Below are 23,772 nucleotides of genomic sequence, written 5' to 3' on the forward strand. Positions count from 1 at the left end.
AGACAGTTCCGGCCGGTCACCTTCGGGGGTGACCGGCCGGAAGCCGTTCTACGAGTGTCCGAGGAGGTCGCTCGCCGGAAAGACCTGTGCGAGAGCGACAGTCGTCGGCGCGGACGGAGCGCCCGGATCGGGCAGCGACTTGTTCGCCTTCGCGATGAGCGCGATCGCCACGATGGCCACCACGATCACCGCCGTCACCACGAACACGATCCAGCCCACCGGCGTCGACTTACGCTGCGGCGGACGGAAATTGGACGGCGCGGCGGGCGGATTGTAGGCCGGCCGCGGCGCATAGGCCGGTGTCGGCTGCGGCGACTGCGGCCCCGGCACAACCGGATTCACCGGCGACGACTGCTGATTCGGATACACCGGATTCGCGGTGCCCGACTGCGGCCCCTTGAACGACGGGTTCACCGACGGCGGCTGCGGCCCGGGGTACGCCGGGTTCGCCGAGGACGATTGCTGTTTCACGAAAGCCGGATTGATCGGAGGCGGCTGCTGACCCTGCTGCACCGGATTGGCCGCCGACGACTGCGGATTCGGATACACCGGAGCCTGGCCGGACGACTGCGGACCCTGATAGGCCGGAGTCGGAGTGGCCGGGCTCGGATTCTGATAGGCCGGGCCCTGATTCGGCGGGGGCACCAGCGGGCGGCCCGCCGAAGGGGTCGGCGGGCGTGGCGGTACCGGCTGCTGGACCACCGGTTGCGGGCGGTTGGGGGTGGGCTGACGCGGTGGCTGCACGACCGGCTGCGGGCGCGCGGGCGTCGGCGGGCGCGGGGGCACCGGCGGTGCGGTGAGGGCGCGCTCGGCGGCGGCCGCGAATTCGGCGCAGGAGCGGAAACGTTCTTGCGGACGTTTGGCCAGGGCACGGGCCAGGACCGCGTCGATGGCGCGGGGTAGTTCGGGGCGCAGCGGGCTGGCCGGTGGCGGCGGCTGCTGCAGATGGCCGCGGATGACCGCGGCCGGGCTGGTGCCCTCGAACGGCACCGCGCCGGTGAGCAATTGGAACAGGGTGCAGGCCAAGGCGTACTGGTCGGAGCGGCCGTCCAGAGTGGCGCCGGTCAGCTGCTCGGGGGAGGCGTAGGCGAGGGTGGCGGTGACAGTGCCGGTCTGGGTGAGGTGACCGGTGTCGTCCCGCAGGCGGGCGATACCGAAATCGGTGAGATACACCCGCTCCAAGCCCGCGCCCGTCTTACCCGACGATCGGGCCAGCAGGATATTGGCGGGCTTCACATCGCGATGCAGGACGCCCTGCGCGTGCGCGTAATCCAGGGCCTTGGCCGTCTCGCCGATGATCTGCGCCGCCCGCATCGGCGGCAGTGAACCCGGATTGACCGCCGTGGCATTCACCCCGTCGATGTACTGCATGGAAATCCACAGCTGCTCGCCCTCGGTGCCGCGGTCGTACACGGTCACGATATTCGGGTGATCGAGCTGCGCCACCAGATCCGCTTCCCGGACGAACCGGGCGCGGATCTCGTTATCGGAGAACATCTCCTGATTGAGCAGCTTCAATGCGGTCTTACGCGGCAGCCGGGGATGCTGGGCCAGATACACCGACCCCATCCCGCCCCGGCCCAGCTCGCGTTCGATCACGTAGCCGGCGAAGACCTCACCAGAGTGCAAAACGCAGCCCCCGTTCCAAGAACCAGATCAGCAGGCAGCCTAGCAGTGTTGATGTGTGCCACCCGGCTCTGATTTTCCCAGGGGCTCCGCCCCCGGACCCCCGGAAGCTGTGCTTTTCCCAGGGGCTCCGCCCCCGGACCCCCGGAATCGGGGGCGCTGCCCCCGGCCCCCGTTACGGGGCGGAGGTTTTTGAGGGTTTGCCTTTCGGTGGTTCCGTGCGGGGGCTGGTCTGTGTGGGCTGGTCTGTGTGTGGGTGGTCAGGATTGTCCGGCGTTGAGGTGGGCCCAGGCTTGGACGTCGCCGCGGTCGAGGGCAACGGCCAGGAGGTCGGGGAATTTGTCGGGGGTGCAGGCGAAGGCGGGGACGCCGAGGGCGGTGAGGGCGGCGGCGTTGTCGCGGTCGTAGGCGGGGGCGCCGTCGTCGGAGAGGGCGAGCAGGACGACGACCTGGACGCCGGCCTCCTTCATGGTGCGGACGCGGCGCAGCATTTCGGCGCGGACGCCGCCCTCGTAGAGATCGGAGATGAGGACGAAGAGGGTGTCGGCGGGGCGGGTGATGAGGGATTGGGAGTAGGCGATGGCGCGATTGATGTCGGTGCCGCCGCCCAGTTGGGTGCCGAAGAGGACGTCCACGGGGTCGGCCAGTTTCTCGGTGAGATCGACTACCGCCGTATCGAAGACGACCAGGGAGGTTTTCAGGGAGCGCATGGTCGCCAGGACCGCACCGAAGACCGAGGCGTACACCACGCTCGAGGCCATGGAACCGGACTGGTCGATGGCCAGCACCACATCGCGCTTCACGGCCTGGGCCTTGCGGCCGTAGCCGACCAGGCGTTCGGGGACCACGGTGCGGTGTTCGGGGAGATAGTTGTGCAGGTTCTTGCGAATCGTGCGGTCCCAGTCGATGTCTCGCAGGCGGGGGCGGGAGACGCGGGCCGCGCGATTGAGCGCGCCGCCGACCGCCGCGACCGTCTGCGCGGCAATGCGGCGTTCGATCTCCTTGACCACCTTCTCCACCACCATGCGGGCGGTGGCCTTGGTGGTTTCCGGCATGACGCGATTGAGGCTCAGCAGGGTGCCGACCATGTGCACGTCCGGCTCCACCGCCTCGAGCAGTTCCGGTTCCAGCAGGAGTTCGGTGAGGTTCAGCCGCTCCACGGCGTCGCGCTGCATCACCTCCACCACGGTCGAGGGGAAGTAGCGGCGAATATCGCCGAGCCAGCGGGAAACTTGCGGTGCCGAACCACCCAGCCCGCCCGACCTGCGGCCACTGCCGCCCCCGCCATTGCCCGCGTCGTAGAGCGCGTTCAGCGCACGATCCATGGCGGCATCATCGGCCGAGCCCAGTCCGCCCAGTCCGGCCTCCGCCGCACCACCGAGCACGAGCCGCCACCGGCGCGCCTGTACCTCGTCCACGTCGGTCATTTCGCTTCCCCTCCACTGAGTTCCACCGTCGGCCGCCTCGTGGGCACCGCCGTCGTGTTCGCGGCGTGCCGCACTGTCGTCATCCCGGCGTGCTTGTGGCCGGGATCCATATCGGCCCGGGGCATCACGCCACCCCGAGGATTTCGGCGGCTGCGCGCATCGCGAGGATCCCTCTCTCCATGTCGAATTCGGTGCTGCCCTGAGCCGGTGCGGCGGGTGCGCCGTGGCGGACGTTCTGGGCGATGGCCTGCTTCTCGCCGGTGTCGAAGGCGCCGAAGGTGCGGCGGAGCAGGGGCAGAGTGGCGACGAACTGGTCTTCGGCCAGTTCGCAGAGCCAGGAGTCGATGAGGCTCAGTAGGTTTCGGTCGTGGACCAGGAGCAGGCCGCGACCTCCCAGGAAACCGTCGATCCAGGCGGCCTTGTCGGTGGCGCTGTGGCCCACCGACAGGGCCGCGGAGAGCCGGCGGGCCGACTCGGCGGCGTCGATGATCTCGGCATCGCAGAGCAGGCGGACGGCGCGGCCCACCAGGGTGCCGTTGACGTCGGCGCGGTCGGCCAGCGCGGTCAGGGCGGAAAGCCAGGTGGCCGTGGCCCATTCGTTGTCGCGGGCGGACAGCGCCAGGTGCACCGCGTCGATGAGGGCGCGCAGGTCGGAGGCCGCGTCGGCATCCAGGCCGGTGACCGCGCTCGGCAGACCCGCGCAGCTGCGCACCAGCAGGCCGTCGGACACCCGGCCCAGTGCGGCGGTGTCGGTGCCGCGCACATCGCCGTAGCGCAGGGTGCGCAGCAGGCCGGGCAGGGCCGCCAGTAGATGCGTGACGTCATGATCCAGGGCCGCAACGGATTCCAGGCGGCGAATGAGACCGTCGGTCGCGCCGCCCAGATCGGCGAGCAGCGCCGATTCCAGCGCGGTGGCGACCTGGCCGACGGTCGCGTCCGGATAGGCCACGGCGTCGAGGATTCTGGCCTCGGCCGCGGTGCGCAGGGTGGTGCCCCAGCGCGCCGCTTCCACAATGGCGATGGCCAGCTCCGGCCGCCAGCGCAGCGTCCAGGTCTCGCGGAAGGTGCCGGTATTGCGCACCTGACTGTGCGTGAGCTTGCCCCAGTCGATGTCCAGCAGCCGGAGCCGGTGCAGCAGACGGGATTTCGCCATCCCGCTGTCGGTGCGCAGATCCAGGTCCACCGTCCGCTCGAGCGCCTCCTGCTTCATGCGCAGCGTCTTCAGCTGTGCCCGCAGGTCGGCCTCCAGCGGCACGGTCGGAGCTCCGTCCGGCACCGACCCCAGCGCCTCACCCACCACCAGTTCGGTGCTGACCAGCCGCAGCATGGTCTCGTCCCCGTCGCACAGCACCGCCCGCGTGGCCTCGGTGACCTCCGACAGCCCCGCCAACGGTCGCTCCCGCATGATCGCGAGAGTCTCGGCCAGCCGCACGGATTCGATGATGTGCGCACTCGACACCGGCAGATCGTGCGCCCGTAGCGTCCCCGCCACCTTGGTCAGCCACCGCGCGATCGGCTGCTCGGTCTGCGTGAACAGATGGTGATACCACCCCGGCGAAGTGATCCCCGCCCCATACCCGGACGCACTCGCCAACCGCGAATGCGTCCAGGGCACCCACGTCAGCGTCGCCTTCCCCTTCGGCAAACCCTTCAACAACCGCGCATCCGCGGCCGCCGGCCCGAGCTTGCCCTCCAGCGCGGGCGCGTGCCACGCGCCGCAGACCACGGCCAGCCGTAAGGCACCCTCCTTCAACACCTTCCGCATGGTCTGCCGCATGTACGCCTCCCGGCGCAGCGTATGCAGATCCACCACGATGCGCTGCGAGGCGACGGTGACATCCATGCGAGGTTCGCGCGCATCGCCGGCTGGCGGATCGGATTCACCGGAATCGGTTTCGAGCTCGGCCGAATCCGAGGCAGCAGCTGGGTTTTCCTCGGTTCCGAGGTCGGCGTGCTCGCGCAGGGCGGCCATCGCCTCGTTGACCGCGAGGAAAATGTCCGCGTCCGAGCTGGATTCGACAATGGCGTCCCACCAGCGCTCGGCATCGTCGTAGCCGCCCGCCTCGGCCAGCAGGGCGAGGGGGTCGGTGCGGTCGCCGGGCTCGTTCTCCATGGCCAGGGTGATTGCCGCGGGCAGATCGCAGAAACCCACGCGCACTTCGTTTTCCGCTGCGTAGGACAGCGCCTGCCATTCGGGGGAGAACACGGCGAATGGCCACATCGCGGCCTTCGCCGGCGTGTCGGGGTGGTAGCCCAGCAGCGCCACCGGGGGCTCCATGCCGTCGGCGGCCACGAACCCGGTCAGCGGATCGGCGTCGGCCGGGCCTTCGATGAGAATCGCGTCGGGGCCGAACTTTTCGAGCGCCAGGCGCAGCGAGCGCGCCGAGCCGGGGCCGTGATGGCGGATGCCGAAGACACGGGTCTCCGCCGCCACGGCTGTCACGGTCGATGTCATCCATTCACCTCGCGGCAGGCGCGGTAGAAGTCGGCCCAGTCGGCGCGCTGGCGGACAACGGCTTCCAGGTATTCGGTCCAGACCACGGTGTCGGCCACCGGGTCCTTGATCACTGCGCCCAGGACCGCGCCGGCGATGTCGGCGGCGCGCAGGGTGCCGTCACCGAAGTGGGCGGACAGGGCCAGGCCGTTGGTGATCACCGAGATGGCCTCGGCGGTGGAGAGGGTGCCCGACGGGGACTTGAGTTTGGTGCGGCCGTCGGCGGTCATGCCGGAGCGGAGTTCGCGGAAGACGCGGACCACGCGGCGGACCTCTTCGGCGGCGGCGGGGACGGCGGGCAATTCCAGTGCGGCGCCGAGCTGTTCGACGCGGCGGGTGACGATGGCGACCTCTTCGTCCTCACCGGCGGGCAGCGGGAGCACCACGGTGTTGAAGCGGCGGCGCAGCGCCGAGGAGAGTTCGTTGACGCCGCGGTCGCGGTCATTGGCGGTGGCGATGAGGTTGAAACCCTTCGCCGCCTGCACTTCCCAGCCCAGCTCCGGCACCGGGAGCGTCTTCTCCGACAGCACGGTGATGAGCGCGTCCTGCACATCCGAGGGAATGCGGGTGAGCTCCTCGAGGCGGGCGATGGAGCCGGCCTGCATGGCGGTCATGATGGGGGAGGGCACCAGGGCGTTCCGGCTGGGGCCCTCGGCGAGCAGCCGGGCATAGTTCCAGCCGTAGCGGATCGCCTCCTCCGCGGTGCCGGAGGTGCCCTGCACCAGCAGGGTGGACTGTCCGGCGATGGCGGCCGCGAGGTGTTCGGACACCCAGGTTTTCGCGGTGCCGGGCACGCCGATGAGCAGCAGCGCCCGATCGGTGGCGAGGGTGGCGACCGCGACCTCCATGAGCCGGCGCGGGCCCACGTACTTGGGGGTGATCACGGTGCCGTCGGGCAGGGTGCCGCCCAGCAGATAGGTGACCACCGCCCACGGCGACAGCTTCCACGACGGCGGGCGCACCCGATCATCGGCGGCCGCGAGTGCGGCGAGTTCGTCGGCGAAGGCCTGTTCGGCGTGCGGGCGCAGCAGGGCGTCCCGCTCCTGAGCAATGGTCACTGCAACTCCTCGAGCATCGTCTTGCGCTGAATAAGGTCATAGGAGAGCTGGTCGAAAGCCTGCTCCCAGTAGGGATCTCCGCATTTGCGGGCGATACCGCCCACCATGTCGGCCAAGGTCACGGGGAAGTGCGCGGACGCGGCGCGGAACAGCGTCCGATACGAGCCGGGCACCAGACTCGGCGCGCCGGGCCGGTCCGCGCACAGCTGCGCGCGTTCCAGCAGCAGTCGTAGAACGTGCTCGGCCATGGCGTTCGGCCACGGATGCGGCACGGCCCGCAGCAGCGATTCGATCTCGGCGAGCCAGCTGCTGTCCATCTTGCGCAGATGCTTGATCTGGTCGTCCAGTGGTTGCAGCGCGAACAGCTCGCGCAGCTTCTCACTGTCGGTCTCGCCGGCCGGACGCTCCGCGAGGGCGGTGAACAGCGCCCGCGCCCACTCCGGGTCCCGTTGCGCGAGCACCGCATCCGCCCAGCCGGCGAACATCGGCCCGCTGATCGGCTCGGCCATGGACACCCGCACCGCCTGGTCGGCGGGCCCGAGCGTCCGTTCCCAATGCCGCAGCGGCGTTGCCGCCACCACCCGATGCAGCCATTCGGCCGCCACATCGGGCGTCCCTTCGACGCGATAAGGCATGTACCCCACGGAATCCCCCACTCCGTCCCGGCGCGCGGCCTCGTCGAGCACCCCCGGCCCGGTGGTGGTCAACTGCGGCCGCGACAACCGCCGACCGAAGCTCAGCCACCCCGCCGCCCGCGCTGTCATCCGTTGCGCGAAGGCCGAATCCGGCAGCTGCCCGAGCAGATCCGCCGCAGTGCGCCGCACCTCGGCCCGCCGATCGTCGAGGGCCGTCTCCAGCAACGTCTCGTCTTCGATCGAAAGACTATCGGCCAGCACCGACAACAATTCGGCCTTGCCCGGCCCGGATTCGGTACGCCACGACGCGGCCAGCGCCGCCCGCGCGGCCCCGGCGTCCCGCTGCCGCAACTGCGTCAACCACGCCCGCCGCTCCGCGGCCCGCCCGTGCGACCACACCGACTCGTCCTCGGCCGCAGCCCGCACCAGCGTCTTCCATCCCGGATGCCGCTCGGCCAGCCATCGTCCCCGCGCGCCCGCCAGCCGCAACAGCGACTCCCGGTGCGCCGCAAGCCCTTTGGCCCGCTCCAACAGCGCACTGCACAGCCCGTCCGGAGCCCGATAGTCATACCGCTCGGCCGCCGCGAACCACTCCTCCAGAAATGGCGAGTTGTCCGCCAGCAAGGCCGCCAACCGGCCCGCCGCCGCCTGCGGCAGCAACAGCCGCTCGTCATCCGCCGCGAGCCCGGGCCGCTCCGCCGAGCCGGTATTCACCCCGCCACGCGCGAAACAGTCTTGCAGCGCAACGGTTTCCAGCAGGCGTGCGGAAGGGTCCGCGGGCGCCGCATCCGCATCCCCACCACCGGCGAGCCGGGACGCTGTTGCCGCAACCGGACCGGCCAGTCCGACATGGTCGGCGGTGCGGCGGGCGGTGCCGACCAGCGCCACTGAAACCAGGTCGGCGGTGCCGTTGTCTGCGGAGGATTGCGGTGCGATGGGCGAATTGCCCTCGGCGGGGCCGAGATCCACGATGGCGCCGTCGGCGAAGGCGGAGATGGGGGACAGACCGGCGGGGGTCCATTCGCCGATCACGGTGACCGGGTGGCCGCCGGAGAGGCCGAGGAGGCGCCAGGGTTCGCCTTCGGCGGTGGAGATCGGGAGGGCTGAATTGTCGGATTGCAGGATGTGCCAGCCGGATTCATCGCGGACCGGAATTACGTCCGTGAGGTGGATGGGCCACGAGCGGAGAAAGGGATCTGCGCCGAGGGCGGTGGCGTGCTCGTGCAGGGCTGCGGAAATACTGCCGGGGGTATTTGCGGATGTGTCGCTCGAAGTGGGTGGAATTGTGGTGAATGGTTCGGGATTCGCGTGGCGAATTCCCCAGATGGCGCGCAGGGGTGCGGCATTGGGGTAGAAGTGCAGGTCCGCGTCGACCAGGTGGCCGGGGAAGGGGGTGTCGGGCGGGAAGCTGGGGCCGCCGTGGTGGTGGTCGAGCAGCAGGGCCCAGCGGCCGGTGGTGCGGCCGCGCAGCCAGACGCGGCGGGTGTAGATGTTCGCCTCGCTGGTGACGCGCTGGCCCACGACCATCCACTGGTCGCGCACGGGTGGTTCGGCGCGTACGGCCTCCGCCGGTTGGGGGTAGCCGATGTGGGCGCGGACGCTGGCCCGCAGCGCGGGGGAGAGGGCGTCGATGCGGCGGTGCGCGGTGCTCAGCAGGTGCAGGCGCGCGAATTCGGTGAGCAGCAGCTGCGGCCAGTTCGAGTGCGCGGCCAGCACCGGCAGGTGGCGCAGCGCGGCGGCCACTCCCGGGGCCTGGGCGTCGACCATGCGGGCGGCCACGGTCTCGAAGGTCCGGATCGAACGGTCGGTCTGGGCCAGGCCGGTGCGGACCTGATCGGTGAGCCAGGTGTCCAGATCGGCCAGGCCGGCGGTGACGCGGGCGCGGCGCTGATCGGCCGTGGCCGGGTTGGCGGTGCGCGACTTCGCTTCCGGGGCGGGCTTTTTCGCCTCCCGGGCGGCGCGGCCCGCGAGCCACTCGGCGGCGAAATCGGCCACCGTATCGGTCTCCGGCGCGCCGCCCTCGGACCAGGTGAGCAGCAGTCCCAGTGCGTGCTTGCACGGGAACTTGCGGCTCGGGCAGGAGCACTTGTACGCGGGTCCGGACGTGTCGACGATGGTCTGATACGGCCGGCTGCCGCTGCCTTTGCACAGCCCCCACAGGGCGGTGCCGTGCTGTCCGGTGCCACTCCACTTGCCGCGCAGCTTGCGGGCGGCGGTGAGCGATGCGGCATCCGGTGCGAGCGCCGTGATCTGATCGGCGGTCCAGGCGGTGGTCATCGATCCCCCTTCCTTCGTTGCCCTGATTTCTATCGCAGGGCACCGACAAGTGGGGGACGGCCGCGGCGAACCACGTTGCGGTTGCTGAGATTTCGCCACAAATAGATGTGAAACATCAATTCACATTGTGAAATGGCTTGTAATAACAGTTCTTCGGCTCTATTCGGGGAATGCGATGAGCGCTACCGTTGATTCATGAGTCCCTCGACCGTGTTGACCATCGCGAGTACGGGATCCGCCATCGCCATGAACCTGCTGTCCCTCGGGTCGAACGTGCTGAGCCTGTTCGGTCTCCTACTTCCCTGAGGTTCGCCCGCGCCCGGTAGGGTGCCCGATATGTCCCGCGTTGCCATCGAGTACTGCACGCAATGCCGCTGGCTGCTTCGCGCGAGCTGGATGGCGCAGGAGTTGCTGAGCACCTTCGCCACCGATCTGTCCGAGGTCGCGCTCGTGCCCGGCGAAGGCGGTGTGTTCCGCATCACCGTCGACGGCGAGCAGATCTGGGAACGCAAGGCGGACGGCGGTTTTCCCGATATCGCCGTGCTCAAACAGCGCGTCCGCGACCGGGTCGCACCCGGCCGCTCACTCGGTCACGCCGACCGCTGAATCAGGCGCAGCACCCGCCGCCGCAGCACCCGCCACCAGAGGGCGCGGGCGCGGACACCGGGGCGCTGCCGCCCCCGCGCGTCACCGTCCCGAAGGTGGTGAGCAGCTTCACGGTGTCCCCGTGCCCCTGCGGGCAGGCGGCCGGATCGGACGCCTCGGCCATGGGGCGGGTGAGTTCGAAGGTGTCGCCGCAGCTGCGGCACCGGTACGCGTAGCTCGGCACGTCTTCAGGGTAGACGGTGCCACGCCGGTCGGGATGGGCGTACTCGTTCCACTTCGATCGGTACCCTCGGTTTACGGAGTACGAGGAGGTTGGCAGCGTGAGCACTCGGTTCTTCGATGTCGAGACAGACGAGGACATCGCCCCCGTCGCCCGCACGACCTACGGTGATGTGCGCGGCAGCAGGCAGGGGCCGGTCGCGGTCTGGCGCGGCATCCCCTACGCGGCCGACACCGGCGGACCGAACCGATTCCGGCCACCACAGCCGCCGCAGCCCTGGGAGGGCGTGCGCGACTGCCTCGAATTCGGTGAGATCGCTCCGCAGTCCGCCGGATTCGTCCCGGTCGATTCGGGTCTGCGCATGGGCGAGGACTGCCTGTGGCTCAATGTCTGGGCCCCCGCGCAGTCCGCCGACGAACCGCGGCCGGTCATGGTGTGGATCCACGGCGGCGCGTTCTGCCTCGGCACCGCCGCCCAGGCCATCTACGACGGGCGCAAACTGGTCGAGACCGGCGATGTGATCGTGGTCGGCGTCAACTACCGGCTGGGCTCGCTCGGCTTCCTGGACCTGTCCTCGCTGGGCAGCGAGTTCACTCCGAACCTGGGGCTGCACGATCAGATCGCCGCCCTGGAATGGGTGCGCGACAATATCGCGGCCTTCGGCGGCGACCCGGGCAATGTCACCCTCTTCGGCGAATCCTCCGGCGCGGGCTGTGTCACCGCGCTGCTCACCTCACCGCGCAGTGCGGGCCTGTTCCATCGTGCCATCGCCCAATCACCGCCCGCCACCACGGTTTTCGGTGCGGAACGCGCGGCGGTGGTGGCCGAGCGCTATCTGGAACTGCTCGAGCTGACGCCCGATCGGGCGAGCGAGATCCTCGAGATGCCGATCGAGCGGATCGTCAGCACCTCCGGCGTGCTGCTCGACGAGGTGCCCCGCCAGGAGCCGGGACGCCTGGCCGCGGTCCCGGTGGTGGACGGCGACATCCTGCCCACCTACCCGACCGAGCGCTTCCGCGAGGGCCGCTCGCATCGGGTGCCGCTCATCATCGGCACCAATCGGGACGAGGCGTCACTGTTCCGGCTGTTCCGCTCGCCCATCATGCCGGTCACCCCGGACGCGGTGAACGCCATGCTGCGCAGCGTGGCGGTCGAGCATCCGGGGATGTCGCCCGAGCGCATTGCCGAAATCGCTTCCGCCTACGGTGATTTGAGCACAGCACGCAGCGCGATCACCATGTCCACCGACGCGGCGTTCCGGATGCCCTCGCACTGGGTGGCGGAAGCGCACTCGGAGCATTCACCGACCTGGATGTACCGCTTCGACCACGCCACCCCGATGCTGAAGGCGGCCCGGGTCGGCGCCGGGCACGCCACCGAATTGCCGTATGTCTTCGGCAATTTCGGCTCGTTCGACCGTGACCCCACCTTCTGGCTGGGCGGACGCAAAGCGGCGCAGGAGGTTTCGGGTCGCATGATGCGCCGCTGGCTGGCCTTCGCCGCCTACGGGGTCCCGGCCGCCATCGACGGCTCCAAGCACTGGCCGCCCTACAACGCCTGCACCCGCAGCACCCTGGTCATCGACAATGCCGACCGCGTGGTCGACGACCCGGACCGCGACCGCAATTCGGTGTGGGGTGACCGGGCCGTCGGCTTCTACTGACGGCTCACGCGGCGGCCGGCACCCGCTTGCCCAGGTGCACCGGCAGGTGCGCGTACCCGTGCAGGTTGAACTGCTCGCGCCGCTCGGGCGTGCCCGCCAGCCGCAGGTCCGGGAACTGCTCGAACAGCGTGCGCAGCGCATACGTGCCCTCCATGCGCGCCAGGCTCGCGCCCAGGCACACGTGCGGTCCGCTGGAGAACGACAGGTGCTCGCGCACATTCTTGCGGGTGATGTCGAAGGTGTGCGGATTCTCGAACACGCCCGGATCGCGATTGGCGCCCGCCAGAATCATCACCACCACATTGCCGGGTTGCAGCGTCACGCCCGCGATCTCCAACTCGCACAGCGCCATTCGCGCTGTCGACTGCACCGGCGAATCGAACCGCAGGATCTCCTCCACCGCCTGCGGCCACAGCCCCGGCTCGGCCAGCACCCGCTCCAGCTGATCCGGATGTGCCAGCAGCTGTGTCACGCCGTTGCCGATGAGGTTGACCGTGGTCTCGAACCCCGCCCCGAACAGCAGGCTCGCGGTGGACTTCAGCTCGTCCGGGCCGAGTTCGTTCGCGGTGACCAGGCTGCTGAGAATATTGTCGCCCGGATTCACCCGCAGCTCCTCGATGAGATCGTCGAGGAACCGGTCCACTTCGTCGAGCGTGGCCGCGGCCGTCCGGTAGGTGCGCAGCGGCACCCCGAAATCCAGCAGCGGCGTCACCTTGTCGCCCCAGCCGAGGAACCGCTCCCGATTCTCGTGATCGACTCCCACCCCGAGCATTTCGGCGATCAGCGCCATGGGCAGATGCGCCGCGAACGACTCGATCAGATCGACGGTGCCATCGGACGGCAGCGCGTCCAGCAGCTCCGTCGTCACCGCCTCCACCTGCTGGCGCAGCTTGCCGATGGCGCGCGGGGTGAAGGCCGCCGACACCGACTTCCGCACCCGCGTGTGGTCGGGCGCGTCCAGCATGAGCAGCGACGGCGGATCCACCGGATTGGCCGGGAGGATGGCGCTGCGCAGCAGTTTGCGCATGCCCTCCGGCATGCCGGACTTGCCCGGCACATTGATCTCCGGCGTGATGAACGCGCCGAACCTGTTGTCGCGCAGAATGCTCCGGGTCAGCTCGTAGTCGACCGTCACCCAGTTGATGGAGGTCGGCACCAGTTTTCCGGCCCGCCGCAGCTCCTCGAGGATCGGGTACGGGTTCTCCCGTCCCTCCGCGCCCACCATGAGCCGGGCGAACGGTTCACCCTTGCGGGCCTTCGAACGCAGCATCGCGCGTGGCATGCCCTGTTCCATCGCCCATCGAAACCAATGCCGCGGCTTCATAATTCGTTCCACTTCCGGTAGAGATTCAGACCCGTGCGTCCGCGCGCTGCCCGAGGCGCACCGGCATTCGCGAGAATCCGTAGAGATTGACGAGCTGCCGGTGTTCCAGCGGCCCCTCGATGGAAAGGTCGGGGAAGGCGTCGAACAGCGAGCGCAGCGCGAACACTCCCTCCATGCGGGCCAGGGCCGCGCCCAGGCAGACGTGGATGCCATTGGAGAAACCCAGGTGATCCTTGGCATTCGGGCGTTCGATATCGAAGACGTCCGGATCGTCGAAGACCGCCGGGTCCCGGTTGGCGCCCGAGATGGACATGATCACGACCGTGCCCGCGGGCAGCGGGGTGCCCGCGATCTCGGTGTCGGACAGCGCCATTCGCGCGGTGATGCGCACCGGCGAGTCGAAGCGCAGGATCTCCTCGATCGCCTGCGACCACAGCGCCGGATTCTCGCGCAGCAGCGCCAGCTGATCCGGATGCGCGAGCAGCTGGTACACGCCGTTGCCGATGAGGTTGACCGTGGTCTCGAAGCCCGCGCCCATGAGCAGCGCGGCGGTGCCCTTCAGCTCGTGATCGCTCAGGTCGCCGGCGGTGACCAGGCTGCTGAGAATATCCTCGCCGGGATCGCGGCGCAGTTTCTCGATGTGCCGGTCCAGGTACCCGTCCATGCCCATCTGTGATTCGACGGCATCGCGCCATTGCGGCCAGGAGACGCCGATGTCGAGCAGCGCCGTGATGCGATCGCCCCACTCCAGGAATTCGTCGCGGGAGGCGTCCGGGAACCCCAGCATCTCGGAGATGATGGCCACCGGCACCTGTGCTGCGAATCCGCGGATGAGATCGGGGGTCTCGGCGGCGGCCAGCCCATCGAGGAGTTCCTTGGTCACCGATTCCACCCGGGTGCGCAGCCGCGCGATGGCGTACGGCGTGAACGCGGACTGCACCGAGCGGCGCAGCCGGGTGTGCTCGGGCGGATCGGTCAGCAGCATGGACGGCGACTCGGCCGGATTGGGCGGGATGGGGGCATTGCGGATCATCTTGTGCGCCGCGTCCGGCATCTGCACGCCGTGGATGGTGAACACACCCCAGCGGTCGTCGCGCAGAATCGTGCGCGTCACTTCGTAATCCGTGGTCGAGAAGCCGATCGGATTCGGCACCAGTTTGCCGCGCCGGCGCAGCTCCTCGATGTGCGGGAACGGATTCGCCAGCCCCTCGGCGCTACCGGTCAGCTTGCCGAACGGGTCGCCGCGCCAGGACTGCGCGCGCAGCAGTAATCGCGGCGCACCGTGCTCGAACAACCATCGAAACCGGTACCGTGCGCTCAACATTCGCGACTCCCTCGCAGTAGGAAGTTGACACGTTACTGAAATCCGTTGGGGCGGAGAACAAACCACGGACGGAATCACAGTTCATACCGGGGTAGGACGGCGGGACGGTCACACCGGGGCGCTCACCCGCTTTCCGAGCCGCACCGGCATGTGCTCGTAGCCGTACAGCGTGTAGAGCCGACGGCGGGTGGGCGCGCCCGCGAGCGTCAGATCCGGGTAGCGTTCGAACAGCGAGCGCAGCGCGTGCGTGGCCTCCATGCGCGCCAGGCTCGCCCCGAGACAGATGTGGATGCCACTCGAAAACGACAGGTGGTCTTTGGCATTCGCGCGGGTGATGTCGAAAGCGTCGGGGTTCTCGAACTTCCGGGGATCCCGGTTGGCGCCGGTCAGCGAGATGACCACCACGCGGCCCCGGCGCAGGCGGATATCACCGGCTTCGGTGTCGGACAGGGCCATTCGCCCGGTGAGCGTGATCGGCGCGTCGTAGCGCAGGATCTCCTCGACCGCCTGCGGCCACAGCGCCGGATCCGCCCGCAGCAGGGCCAGCTGATCGGGATTCTCGCGCAGCCGGAACACGCCGTTGCCGATGAGGTTGACCGTGGTCTCGAAGCCCGCGCCCATCAGCAGGGTCGCGGTGGCCTTGAGCTCGCGGTCGTCGAGGTCGCCGTCGCGCACCAGGCTGCTCAGGATGTCCTCGCCCGGTTCCCGGCGCAGCCGCGCGATGTGCGTGTCCAGGTAGCCGTCCATGACCCGCATGGATTCGACCGCGTCCCGCCACTGCCGCCAGGAGATGCCGAAATCCAGCAGCGGTGTGGTCCGGTCGCCCCAGGCCAGGAAGCGGTCCTTGGATTCCTGTGGGAAGCCGAGCATGTCGGAGATGATGGCGATGGGCAGCTGAGCGGCGAAATCGGTGATCAGATCGGCGGATCCGTGCTCGGGCAGCCGGTCGAGCAGCTCGGCGGTGACCGCCTCGACCCGGTCGCGCAGCCGGGCGATGGCGCGCGGGGTGAACGCCTTGGACACCGACTTGCGCAGGCGAGTGTGATCGGGCGGATCGAGCGCCAGCATGGACGGCCCCTCCACCGGATTGGGCGGCAGCTCGGCGTTGCCCAGGAAGCGCTGCAGGGCGTCCGGCACCGCCGTCTTGTCGAGGCCGAGGACCCCGAAAGTACTGTCCCGCAGGATGCTTCGCGAGATCTCGTAATCGCTGGTGACCCAGGCGAACGGGGTGCGGTACATGCGTCCCCGCGCGCGGATCGCCTCGATGAACGGGTGCGGATCGTGCAGGCCGGCCGGGCTCGCGATCAGGCTGCCCACGGGATCGCCGCGATAGCCCTGCCAGCGCAGCAGCGTTCGCGGCAGTCCCTGATCGAACAGCCACCTGACCCGGTATCGCGAACTCAGCATCGCGGACTCCCGTCCTCGTCGGATGTATCCACGGTACGGAAAGCGCCTGCGGTGGAGAACAGTCCGAAGACGGACGGTTCTCTCCCACTACGGTAGGAGAGAACCGTCCGAGCGGATGCGCGGTGATCTCGGGCGGATCGCTATTGCACGCCGAGCGCGGCGCGGTCGCCGAGCCGCACCGGCAGCTTCGACCAGCCGCGCAGGGTGTGCCGCTGCAGGCGCTCCGGCGTGCCTTCCAGGCGCAGGTCCGGGAACTGTTCGAACAGCGAGCGCAGGGCGTGCGTGGCCTCCATGCGCGCCAGGCTCGCACCCAGGCAGACGTGCGGGCCGCTGATGAACGACAGGTGTTCGCGGGCGTTCTCGCGGGTGATGTCGAAGCGGTTCGGATCGTCGAACATCTTCGGATCGCGGTTCGCGCCCGGCAGCGACAGCACCACCGCGGTCCCCTTGGGGATCTGCACCCCGGCTAGTTCGGTGTCGCACAGCGGAACTCGCGCGGTGTTCATGACCGGGGTGTCCATGCGCAGCAGTTCTTCCACGGCCTGCGGCCACAGCGCCGGATCGGCCAGCAGTTTCGCCAGCTGTTCGGGGTGTTCCAGCAGTCGCACAATGGAATTCGCGATGAGGTTGACCGTGGTCTCGAAGCCCGCCGCCATCATGAGGATCGCATTGGCCTTGAGCTCGTGATTGTTCAGATCGCCGTCGGTGATGAGTTTGCTGAGGATGTCCGCGCCCGGCTCGGCGCGCAGCCGCTCGATGTGCGCGTCCAGGTACTCGTCCATGCGGAAGGTGGCCTGGACGGCGTGTTCCCAAGTCTTCCAGTCGATTCCGACGTCCAGCAGCGGCGTGAACTCCTCGCCCCAGTGCAGGAACTGGGCCCGGGACTCGTCCGGGAAGCCGAGCATGGCCGAGATGATGGCGATCGGCACCTGGGAGGCGAAATCGGTGATCAGGTCGGCGGATCCGCCGGACGGCATGGCGTCCAGGAGTTCGGCCACCACCGATTCCACGCGCTCGCGCAAACGGCCGATGGCGCGCGGGGTGAAGGCCGCCGACACGGACTTGCGCATCCGCGTGTGATCCGGCGGATCCATCAGGATCATGGCCGGCGGCGCGACCGGATTCGCCGGAATCGGCGCGGCCTGGATCTGATCCTTCAGGAACTGCGGCAGCTGCGAGGTATCGGGTCCGGCGACACCCCAGTCGGTGCTGCGCAGAATATGGCGGCTCACCTCGTAATCGACTGTCACATAACCGAAGGGCATCTTCCACAGCGGGCCGCCCGCCCGGATCTCCTCGATATAGCGGAACGGGTCCGCCATGCCCTCGGCGCTGCCGACCAGCTTGGCGAACGGGTCACCGCGCCAGGCCAGCAATCGCAGCAGATAGCGGGGCGGTGCCTGCTCCAAGAGATAGCGCAGCGCATACCGACGGCTCAACATCTGACAGTCCCCTCCTAGATCGGAACACTAAGAAGGTACTGACAAGTCGGCGATGTCGCTCAGGAAGAACGTTGTGCGGTAACGCGTTCCGAGGTCACGCGCCGTTCCCGCTGTGCCGGATCGGGATTGGCGACCTGCACGAGCGAGGCGCCCGCCGCCAGCACCGCCAGCAAGCCGTCCACCAGTTCGCCCGGGGTTTCCCACGGTGTGCTGGACAGCACCCGGTCCTCGGCCGTGAAGCCCTGGCGCGCAGCCGATTTCCGCGCCTCCTCGAAAACCTCCGACACCGACAGGCCGTCCAGGGCGCAACCGATGCCGCCGGGACGGAACTGATCGCCGTGCACGCGCACCGATGTCGCGTAGTCGGTGACGCCGATCGGCAGATCGCGCACCGGCAGGCCCATCGGGTCCAGCGACAGCGCCGCGATCTCGGCGATATCGCCCGCCTCGTCGATGCGCTCGGCCGTCACCAGCGCCAGTTCGGCGTCCGGGTCGGCGTGCAGCACCACTTCCACACCGGCCCACCAGCAGCCCAGCAGCACGGCCGCGGTCTGCCAGTGCGCGGGTAGCAGCACCGCCACGCGGGCGCCCGCGGACAGGCCGAATTCGTCGCGAATCATATTGGCGGTCTTGGCCGCCCAGTTCGCCAGCGTCAGCGCGGACAGTTCGATGCGCGCGCCGGTGGCGTCGTCGTAATAGGTGATCCGCGGTCCCGCCGGATCACGAGCGAGGATGGGGTCGAGCACCGCTTCGGTGAGGGTCTCGTTCAATTCACGCATTTCGGTCCGTTCTGGCCGGCATCGATAGGTGGTGCGGGCGGCACCGGCGTCATGGTGGTCGAACTCGTGAAATCCATGGTGGTCGCCGGGGCCGAGCCGGGACCAGAGTAGTCACCCGCCAGCACCACCCGGATCGACCCCTCGGACAGGCCCGCCTCCGACATCACGTTCACCCCGCCCAGCGCCTGCGCCACCGCGCGCGCCTTCGCGCTCGTGGCGTCACCGGTCAGCACCCGGGTGCTCTGGATCGGGCCGCCGATCCAATTGTCCACCGTGCCGGTGCGGAAACCCTTGCCCTGCAGAGCCGTCGCCACACTGCCCGCCATGCCGCCGACGCCGCTGGCGTTGTAGACGTCCACCGTCACCGTGGCCGGGTCGACGCCATTGGTTTCCGGGTACGTCTCGCCGTCGTCCTCGCCGATGGTCTTGGCGACGTACTTCTGCACCGCCACCGGATCGACGCGCACCACCGATTCGCCGTCGTCGGTCCAGCCGTTGAGATCCTTCACCGGGATGGTCTCGAAGCTCACCTTGCCGCCGGACAGATCCTGCATCTGGTTCAGGAACTTCAGCACATCCCAGTCGTCGTCGAGCACCACGGTGCGGCCCACCGCGTCACTGAGCGCCTGCAGGCGGGTCGGGCTGGTGAGGGTCTTCGCGCTCAGCACCTGATGCACCAGCTGCGCCATGTACACCTGCTGGCGCACGATGCGGTCCAGGTCGCCCCGGGGTAGCTCGTGGCGCTGGCGGACGAAGCTCAAAGCCTGTGCGCCGTCCAGCTTCTGGCGGCCGGCCGGGAAGTCCGCGCCGGACATGGGTTCGTAGACGGCATTGTCGAGGCAGACCTCGACGCCGCCGACGGCATCGGTGAGCAGCACGAAACCGAGCAGGCCGACCTCGGCGTAATGGTCGACGGTGAGGCCGGTCAGGGTGGCCACCGACTTGATCAGCGCCTGGCGTCCGGCCTGCGAGGACTTCTCGTCGGCCTCCTTCTCGGAGACGCCCTTGTCCAGCAGTCGCTGCTGCTCGTTCAGCTTGGTCACGCCGTAGGCGGAGTTGATCTTGCCCATGCCCAGGCCCGGAATCTGCACATACGAGTCGCGCGGAATCGAGATGGCCGTGGCCGACTGGCCGTTGTTCGGCACCCGGATCAGGATGATGGTGTCGGTATTGAGGCCCACCTCGTCGCCCGCGTGCAGCATGGCGCGCTCGTCGTCGGAGAGCGGATTGCCGTGCGCGTCGGTGCGGGCGTCGATGCCGACCATGAGGATGTCGACCGCGCCGTCCTTGCCCCCGCCCAGTCCGAGATCACCGATGCGCTCGATGCTGGAAACCAGCTGATCGACGCTGTGCCAGCCCAGACCCGTGAGCACCAGCACCAGTGCGGCGGCCACCGCGGTCAGCGTACGCACGGGTTTTCCGGCCTTGCCGCCGCCGCGATTCCGGCCTCCGGCCGGTCGTAGCGGCGGTAGCGGCGCGGATGCCCTCGTGCTGTCCGGCAACCCAGCTGTCCTTTCGATGATGTGTCGGCCGCACCCCGAGATCGGGTGATGCCGATGGAATGCCCCCTGAGTGCAGGCTAGACGCGCCAACCGGTATGTCGGTGTAGCGCGCGCTCCGTGAGTCGTGGGTGAACGGCGTCAGGCGCGTCCTGCATCACCGGCGTTTTCGCAGGTGACGGTGGGTGGGCGCGGAGCGTGCCGGTGCATGCGACACTGGCCGCCGTGACATCCGCCTCCTTGCCCCCATTCCCCGCATCGCCGGGTGACCCGCCTTCTCCGGGGACCGAACCCACGGGTGGACTCGTGGTGACCGGGGCCAACGGACAGCTCGGGCGGGCGCTGCTGCGGCTCGCGCCCGGCGCGCGCGGGTACGGGCGCGCGGAACTCGACATCACCGCCGTGGAGGCGGTGCGCGAGATCGTGAATCCCGGTGACGTGGTGGTGAATTGCGCCGCCTACACGGCGGTGGATCAGGCCGAGACCGAGGAGGCGGCGGCATACGCGGGGAATGCGACCGGGCCCGCGGTGCTGGCGGAGGTGTGCGCGGCGGCCGGGGCGCGGCTCATTCACCTGTCCACGGATTACGTCTTTCCCGGCACGGCCGACCATCCCTACGAGCCGGAGGACGCGACCGACCCCGCGACGGTCTACGGCCGCTCCAAGCTGGCGGGGGAGCGGGCCGTGCTGGAGCTCGCCCCGAATGCCCATATCGTCCGTACCGCTTGGGTTTACACCGGGCGGGGCAGTGATTTCGTGGCCACCATGCGGCGGCTGGAACGTGAACGCGAGACGGTGAATGTGGTGAACGATCAGATCGGTTCGCCCACCTACACGCTCGATCTCGCGGCCGGTCTGCTCGAGCTCGCCGCCAACCCCGTCGCACCGCGAATCCTGCACGCCACCAATGCCGGACAAGCCAGTTGGTTCGATCTCGCCCGCGCCGTCTTCGCGGGCATCGGCGCCGATCCCGACCGCGTACGCCCCTGCGGCACCGAGGATTTCCCGAGACCCGCTCCGCGCCCGGCATATTCGGTCCTTTCCGGCAAAACCTGGGCCGCCGCGGGCCTTACGCCGCTGCGTAGCTGGCAAGAGGCGCTGAACGACGCGCTCGCGGCCGGTACCGACTAGGCTGGACGCCCGTGAGCCCCTCGGATTCTGTCGGACGGCCGACCCTGGCCGTCGTCACGGTGACCTACTCGCCCGGTGAGCACCTGGAACACTTCATCAGCACCCTAGCCACCGCTACGAGCGAGAAGCCGCAGGTCATCCTGGCCGATAACGGCTCGACCGACGGCGTCCCGGAAATGGTCGCCGAAGCCAACGAGCACGTGCGACTGCTGCGCACCGGCGGCAATATCGGCTACGGCGGCGCCATCAACCGCGCGGTCGCCGAGATCGACCCGGACATCGAATTCATCGTCATCTCGAATCCGGACATCCGCTGGGGCACCGACTCCATCGACAAGCTGCTCGAGGCGGCCAAGCGCTGGCCGCGCGCCGGAGCCATCGGGCCCATGGTGCTCGAACCGGACGGCAGCATCTACCCGTCCGCGCGTTCGGTGCCCGGCATCGCCGACGGCGCCGGCCACGCCATCTTCGGCAGCATCTGGCCCGGCAACCCGTGGACCCAGAAGTACCGGCAGGACAATGCCGCCATCTCCGAGCGGACCGTCGGCTGGCTGTCCGGCTCGTGCCTGCTGGTGCGACGCGCCGCGTTCGACTCGATCGACGGCTTCGACTCCCGCTACTTCATGTATATGGAGGATGTCGACTTCGGCGACCGCATGGGCAAGGCCGGCTGGCACAATGTGTTCGTACCGTCGGCCGAGGTCACGCACGCCAAAGGCCACGCCGCCGGGCGCCACCCGGAAACGATGCTGCCGGCCCACCACGCCAGCGCCTACCGCTTCCAGGCCGACCGGCATCCGCACTGGTGGCAGGCACCACTGCGGCTCGCGCTCAAGGCCGGACTTGCGATCCGCTGCAGGCTTGCGGTTCGATCCGCCTTGCGTGAACGCGATCGCGCTACCACTTAGAGAAAGCTGACACAGGGGAGATGATGGCGAACAGCGGCAATGTTGCCGGTACCACGGACGCGGTGATCCTGGTTGGGGGCCAGGGCACGCGCTTGCGTCCGCTCACACTGTCCGCCCCCAAACCGATGCTCCCCACCGCGGGCCTGCCCTTCCTGCAGCACCTGCTGGCCCGCATCGCCGACGCCGGCATCACCCACGTGGTCCTCGGCACCTCCTACAAGGCTGAGGTCTTCGAGGACCACTTCGGTGACGGCTCCGACCTCGGTCTGGAGATCGAATACGTCACCGAGACCGAACCGCTCGGCACCGGCGGCGGCATCCGCAACGTGCTCCCGAAGCTGCGCGCCGACACGGTGATGGTCTTCAACGGCGACGTCCTCGGCGGCACCGACCTCACCGCAGTCCTCGACACCCACCACTCGTCCAACGCCGACGTCACCTTGCACCTGGTCCGCGTCAGCGACCCGCGTGCCTTCGGCTGCGTCCCCACCGACGAGAACGGCCGCGTCACCGCCTTCCTGGAGAAGACGCAGGACCCGCCGACCGACCAGATCAACGCGGGTTGCTACGTCTTCCGTCGCGAGTACATCGAGAAGATCCCCGCGGGCCGCCCGGTCTCCGTCGAGCGCGAAACCTTCCCGTCCCTGCTCGCCGAAGGCGCCCACATCCAGGGCCACGTAGACATGGCCTACTGGCGCGACATGGGCACCCCCGAGGACTTCGTCCGAGGCTCGGCCGATCTGGTCCGCGGCATCGCCCCCTCCCCGGCCCTCCCCGGCCAGCGCGGCGAATCCCTGGTCCACCCCGGTGCGGGCGTGGCGCCCGGAGCGCTGCTGATCGGCGGCACGGTCGTAGGCCGTGGCGCGGAGGTAGGCGCCGGAGCCCGCCTCGACGGCGCGGTCATCTTCGACGGCGCCTGCGTCGATGCCGGTGCGACAGTGGAACGTTCGATCATCGGCTTCGGTGCCCGCATCGGCCCCCGAGCCCTCGTCCGCGACGCGGTGATCGGCGACGGCGCCAACGTGGGCGCCCGCTGCGAACTACTACGCGGCGCCCGAGTCTGGCCCGGCGTGGAAATCCCCGACGGCGGCATCCGCTTCTCCACCGACGTCTGATCGAATACTGCTGCAACGCAATCGGCCGCTCACCATGTGTGAGCGGCCGATTCGTTTGCGGGGCAAGGGGAGTCAGCGTTCCCATTTGCCGGGGTTGAGGTGGAACTGGACCAGGGCGGTGGCGTGGCCGTGGCCCATGGCGTGTTCGGACTTGAGGTGGTTCAGCAGGTCTTTGTGTGAGGTGAGGCCGGTTTCGGTGAGGTAGGCGAACCACTCGTCTACGGTGCGGCCGTACTTGGCCTCGATGGTGGGGAAGTACGAGGCGGGGCCGTGGGGCTTGGTGGTTGCCATTGCGTCGCTCCTTGTTTCGGTGGGGTTGTCATGGGAGACGGGGCGGTGCGGGCGAATTCATCGGGGTGTGGTGAGGGTCACGCGTGGGTGGCGACGCGGGTGGGGGCAGTTGCGGTCGCGGGGGTGCGGCCTTCGCGGACGAAGAGGACGCCGGCGAGGAAGACCAGGGCGGCGGTGAAGCCGTGGACGGTGATGGCGGTGGTGGTGGAGCCATCCCAGCGGAGGATGGTCAGCATGTCGCCGAGGGGGACCACGGACATGGCGAGCATGGCGATGCCGGTGGCGAAGCGCTGGCCGGTGGCGAGCAGAGCCAGGAAGAGGATGCCGGAGGCGACGTCGCGGACGCCCTTGAGGTTCATGAAGGCCTCGGCATCGCCGGACGGCCAGGCGGGGAGACCGAAGCTGGGGGCCATGGACTGGGGGACCGTGAGGTAGCCGATGCCGATGTAGAGGATGAAGGCTGCGCCGGCGAGAGCGAGGGCGGTGGCGATGCGGCGAGTGGTGATCATGTCGTGCGCTCCAGAATCTAGCGTTGCTAACTGATGA

At 69.0% G+C, this 23,772-nt stretch carries 19 protein-coding genes; 5 read left to right on the forward strand and 14 right to left on the reverse strand.

All coding sequences use genetic code 11. From position 1 onward, the window contains the following. Positions 1-48 precede the first annotated feature (48 nt). The 5 genes from H0264_RS12125 to H0264_RS12145 all read right to left on the reverse strand — a co-directional run bounded on the left by H0264_RS12125 (position 49) and on the right by H0264_RS12145 (position 9,517). Positions 49-1,629: a serine/threonine-protein kinase gene (locus tag H0264_RS12125; RefSeq protein ID WP_244976165.1), complete on the reverse strand. Its 1,581-nt coding sequence runs from the start codon at positions 1,627-1,629 to the stop codon at positions 49-51. Positions 1,630-1,886: 257 nt separating this feature from the next. Then, the gene (locus H0264_RS12130) at positions 1,887-3,053 is read right to left on the reverse strand and encodes a VWA domain-containing protein (protein ID WP_181584050.1); all 1,167 of its coding nucleotides are present in this window, start codon (positions 3,051-3,053) and stop codon (positions 1,887-1,889) included. A gap of 124 nt (positions 3,054-3,177) precedes the next feature. Next, on the reverse strand, positions 3,178-5,508 hold the full coding sequence (locus tag H0264_RS12135) for a DUF5682 family protein (RefSeq protein WP_181584051.1): 2,331 nt from the start codon (positions 5,506-5,508) through the stop codon (positions 3,178-3,180). After that, positions 5,505-6,605, reverse strand: coding sequence for an ATP-binding protein (locus tag H0264_RS12140; RefSeq protein ID WP_181584052.1), 1,101 nt, complete (start codon positions 6,603-6,605; stop codon positions 5,505-5,507). The genes H0264_RS12135 and H0264_RS12140 overlap by 4 nt, the downstream gene beginning before the upstream one ends. Further along, positions 6,602-9,517, reverse strand: coding sequence for an SWIM zinc finger family protein (locus tag H0264_RS12145; protein ID WP_181584053.1), 2,916 nt, complete (start codon positions 9,515-9,517; stop codon positions 6,602-6,604). The genes H0264_RS12140 and H0264_RS12145 overlap by 4 nt, the downstream gene beginning before the upstream one ends. 336 nt (positions 9,518-9,853) lie before the next feature. On the opposite strand from H0264_RS12145, the gene H0264_RS12150 reads away from it, so the two are divergent. Beyond that, the gene (locus H0264_RS12150; protein WP_181584054.1) at positions 9,854-10,123 is read left to right on the forward strand and encodes an Rdx family protein; all 270 of its coding nucleotides are present in this window, start codon (positions 9,854-9,856) and stop codon (positions 10,121-10,123) included. 1 nt (position 10,124) lies between these two features. On the opposite strand, the gene H0264_RS12155 is transcribed toward H0264_RS12150, so the two are convergent. Then, positions 10,125-10,346 carry an FmdB family zinc ribbon protein gene (locus tag H0264_RS12155; protein ID WP_181584055.1) on the reverse strand — a complete coding sequence of 74 codons (222 nt, stop codon included), beginning with the start codon at positions 10,344-10,346 and terminating at the stop codon, positions 10,125-10,127. Positions 10,347-10,443: 97 nt separating this feature from the next. Between H0264_RS12155 and H0264_RS12160 the strand changes: the two genes are divergently transcribed. Further along, the gene (locus H0264_RS12160) at positions 10,444-12,006 is read left to right on the forward strand and encodes a carboxylesterase/lipase family protein (protein ID WP_181584056.1); all 1,563 of its coding nucleotides are present in this window, start codon (positions 10,444-10,446) and stop codon (positions 12,004-12,006) included. A 4-nt stretch (positions 12,007-12,010) separates the two neighbouring features. Here H0264_RS12160 and H0264_RS12165 read toward each other — a convergent pair whose 3' ends face one another. The 6 genes from H0264_RS12165 to H0264_RS12190 form a co-directional block, all read right to left on the reverse strand. After that, complete coding sequence (locus H0264_RS12165) at positions 12,011-13,288, reverse strand: cytochrome P450 (RefSeq protein ID WP_231083069.1); 1,278 nt, start codon at positions 13,286-13,288, stop codon at positions 12,011-12,013. A gap of 67 nt (positions 13,289-13,355) precedes the next feature. Then, positions 13,356-14,654 carry a cytochrome P450 gene (locus tag H0264_RS12170; RefSeq protein WP_338040142.1) on the reverse strand — a complete coding sequence of 433 codons (1,299 nt, stop codon included), beginning with the start codon at positions 14,652-14,654 and terminating at the stop codon, positions 13,356-13,358. 108 nt (positions 14,655-14,762) lie between these two features. Further along, complete coding sequence (locus H0264_RS12175; protein ID WP_338040143.1) at positions 14,763-16,061, reverse strand: cytochrome P450; 1,299 nt, start codon at positions 16,059-16,061, stop codon at positions 14,763-14,765. 140 nt (positions 16,062-16,201) lie between these two features. Continuing rightward, positions 16,202-17,500 carry a cytochrome P450 gene (locus H0264_RS12180; RefSeq protein ID WP_181585485.1) on the reverse strand — a complete coding sequence of 433 codons (1,299 nt, stop codon included), beginning with the start codon at positions 17,498-17,500 and terminating at the stop codon, positions 16,202-16,204. A 62-nt stretch (positions 17,501-17,562) separates the two neighbouring features. Next, positions 17,563-18,282, reverse strand: a complete 720-nt coding sequence (locus H0264_RS12185) for a TIGR03089 family protein (protein WP_181584058.1) — start codon at positions 18,280-18,282, stop codon at positions 17,563-17,565. Further along, on the reverse strand, positions 18,270-19,694 hold the full coding sequence (locus tag H0264_RS12190) for an LCP family protein (protein ID WP_181584059.1): 1,425 nt from the start codon (positions 19,692-19,694) through the stop codon (positions 18,270-18,272). Before H0264_RS12190 ends, H0264_RS12185 begins: the two co-directional genes overlap by 13 nt. A gap of 396 nt (positions 19,695-20,090) precedes the next feature. On the opposite strand from H0264_RS12190, the gene rfbD reads away from it, so the two are divergent. Genes rfbD through manB form a run of 3 tightly spaced genes read left to right on the forward strand, consistent with a single transcriptional unit; the run spans position 20,091 to position 22,935 of the window. Next, entirely contained in the window at positions 20,091-20,912 is an 822-nt protein-coding gene (rfbD, locus tag H0264_RS12195) for a dTDP-4-dehydrorhamnose reductase (protein WP_181584060.1), read from the forward strand. 11 nt (positions 20,913-20,923) lie between these two features. Further along, positions 20,924-21,820 (forward strand): glycosyltransferase family 2 protein, encoded by an 897-nt coding sequence (locus tag H0264_RS12200; protein WP_231083067.1) that lies wholly within the window; start codon positions 20,924-20,926, stop codon positions 21,818-21,820. 23 nt (positions 21,821-21,843) lie between these two features. Continuing rightward, positions 21,844-22,935 (forward strand): mannose-1-phosphate guanylyltransferase, encoded by a 1,092-nt coding sequence (gene manB / locus H0264_RS12205; RefSeq protein ID WP_420832088.1) that lies wholly within the window; start codon positions 21,844-21,846, stop codon positions 22,933-22,935. 72 nt (positions 22,936-23,007) lie between these two features. Here the strand turns inward: manB and H0264_RS12210 are convergent, their stop codons facing one another. Further along, positions 23,008-23,226, reverse strand: coding sequence for a DUF4287 domain-containing protein (locus H0264_RS12210; RefSeq protein ID WP_181584062.1), 219 nt, complete (start codon positions 23,224-23,226; stop codon positions 23,008-23,010). A gap of 77 nt (positions 23,227-23,303) precedes the next feature. Continuing rightward, positions 23,304-23,735 (reverse strand): DUF4267 domain-containing protein, encoded by a 432-nt coding sequence (locus H0264_RS12215; protein WP_244976166.1) that lies wholly within the window; start codon positions 23,733-23,735, stop codon positions 23,304-23,306. Positions 23,736-23,772 lie beyond the last annotated feature (37 nt).

Source organism: Nocardia huaxiensis (assembly GCF_013744875.1).
GTDB classification, from domain to species: Bacteria; Actinomycetota; Actinomycetes; order Mycobacteriales; family Mycobacteriaceae; genus Nocardia; species Nocardia huaxiensis.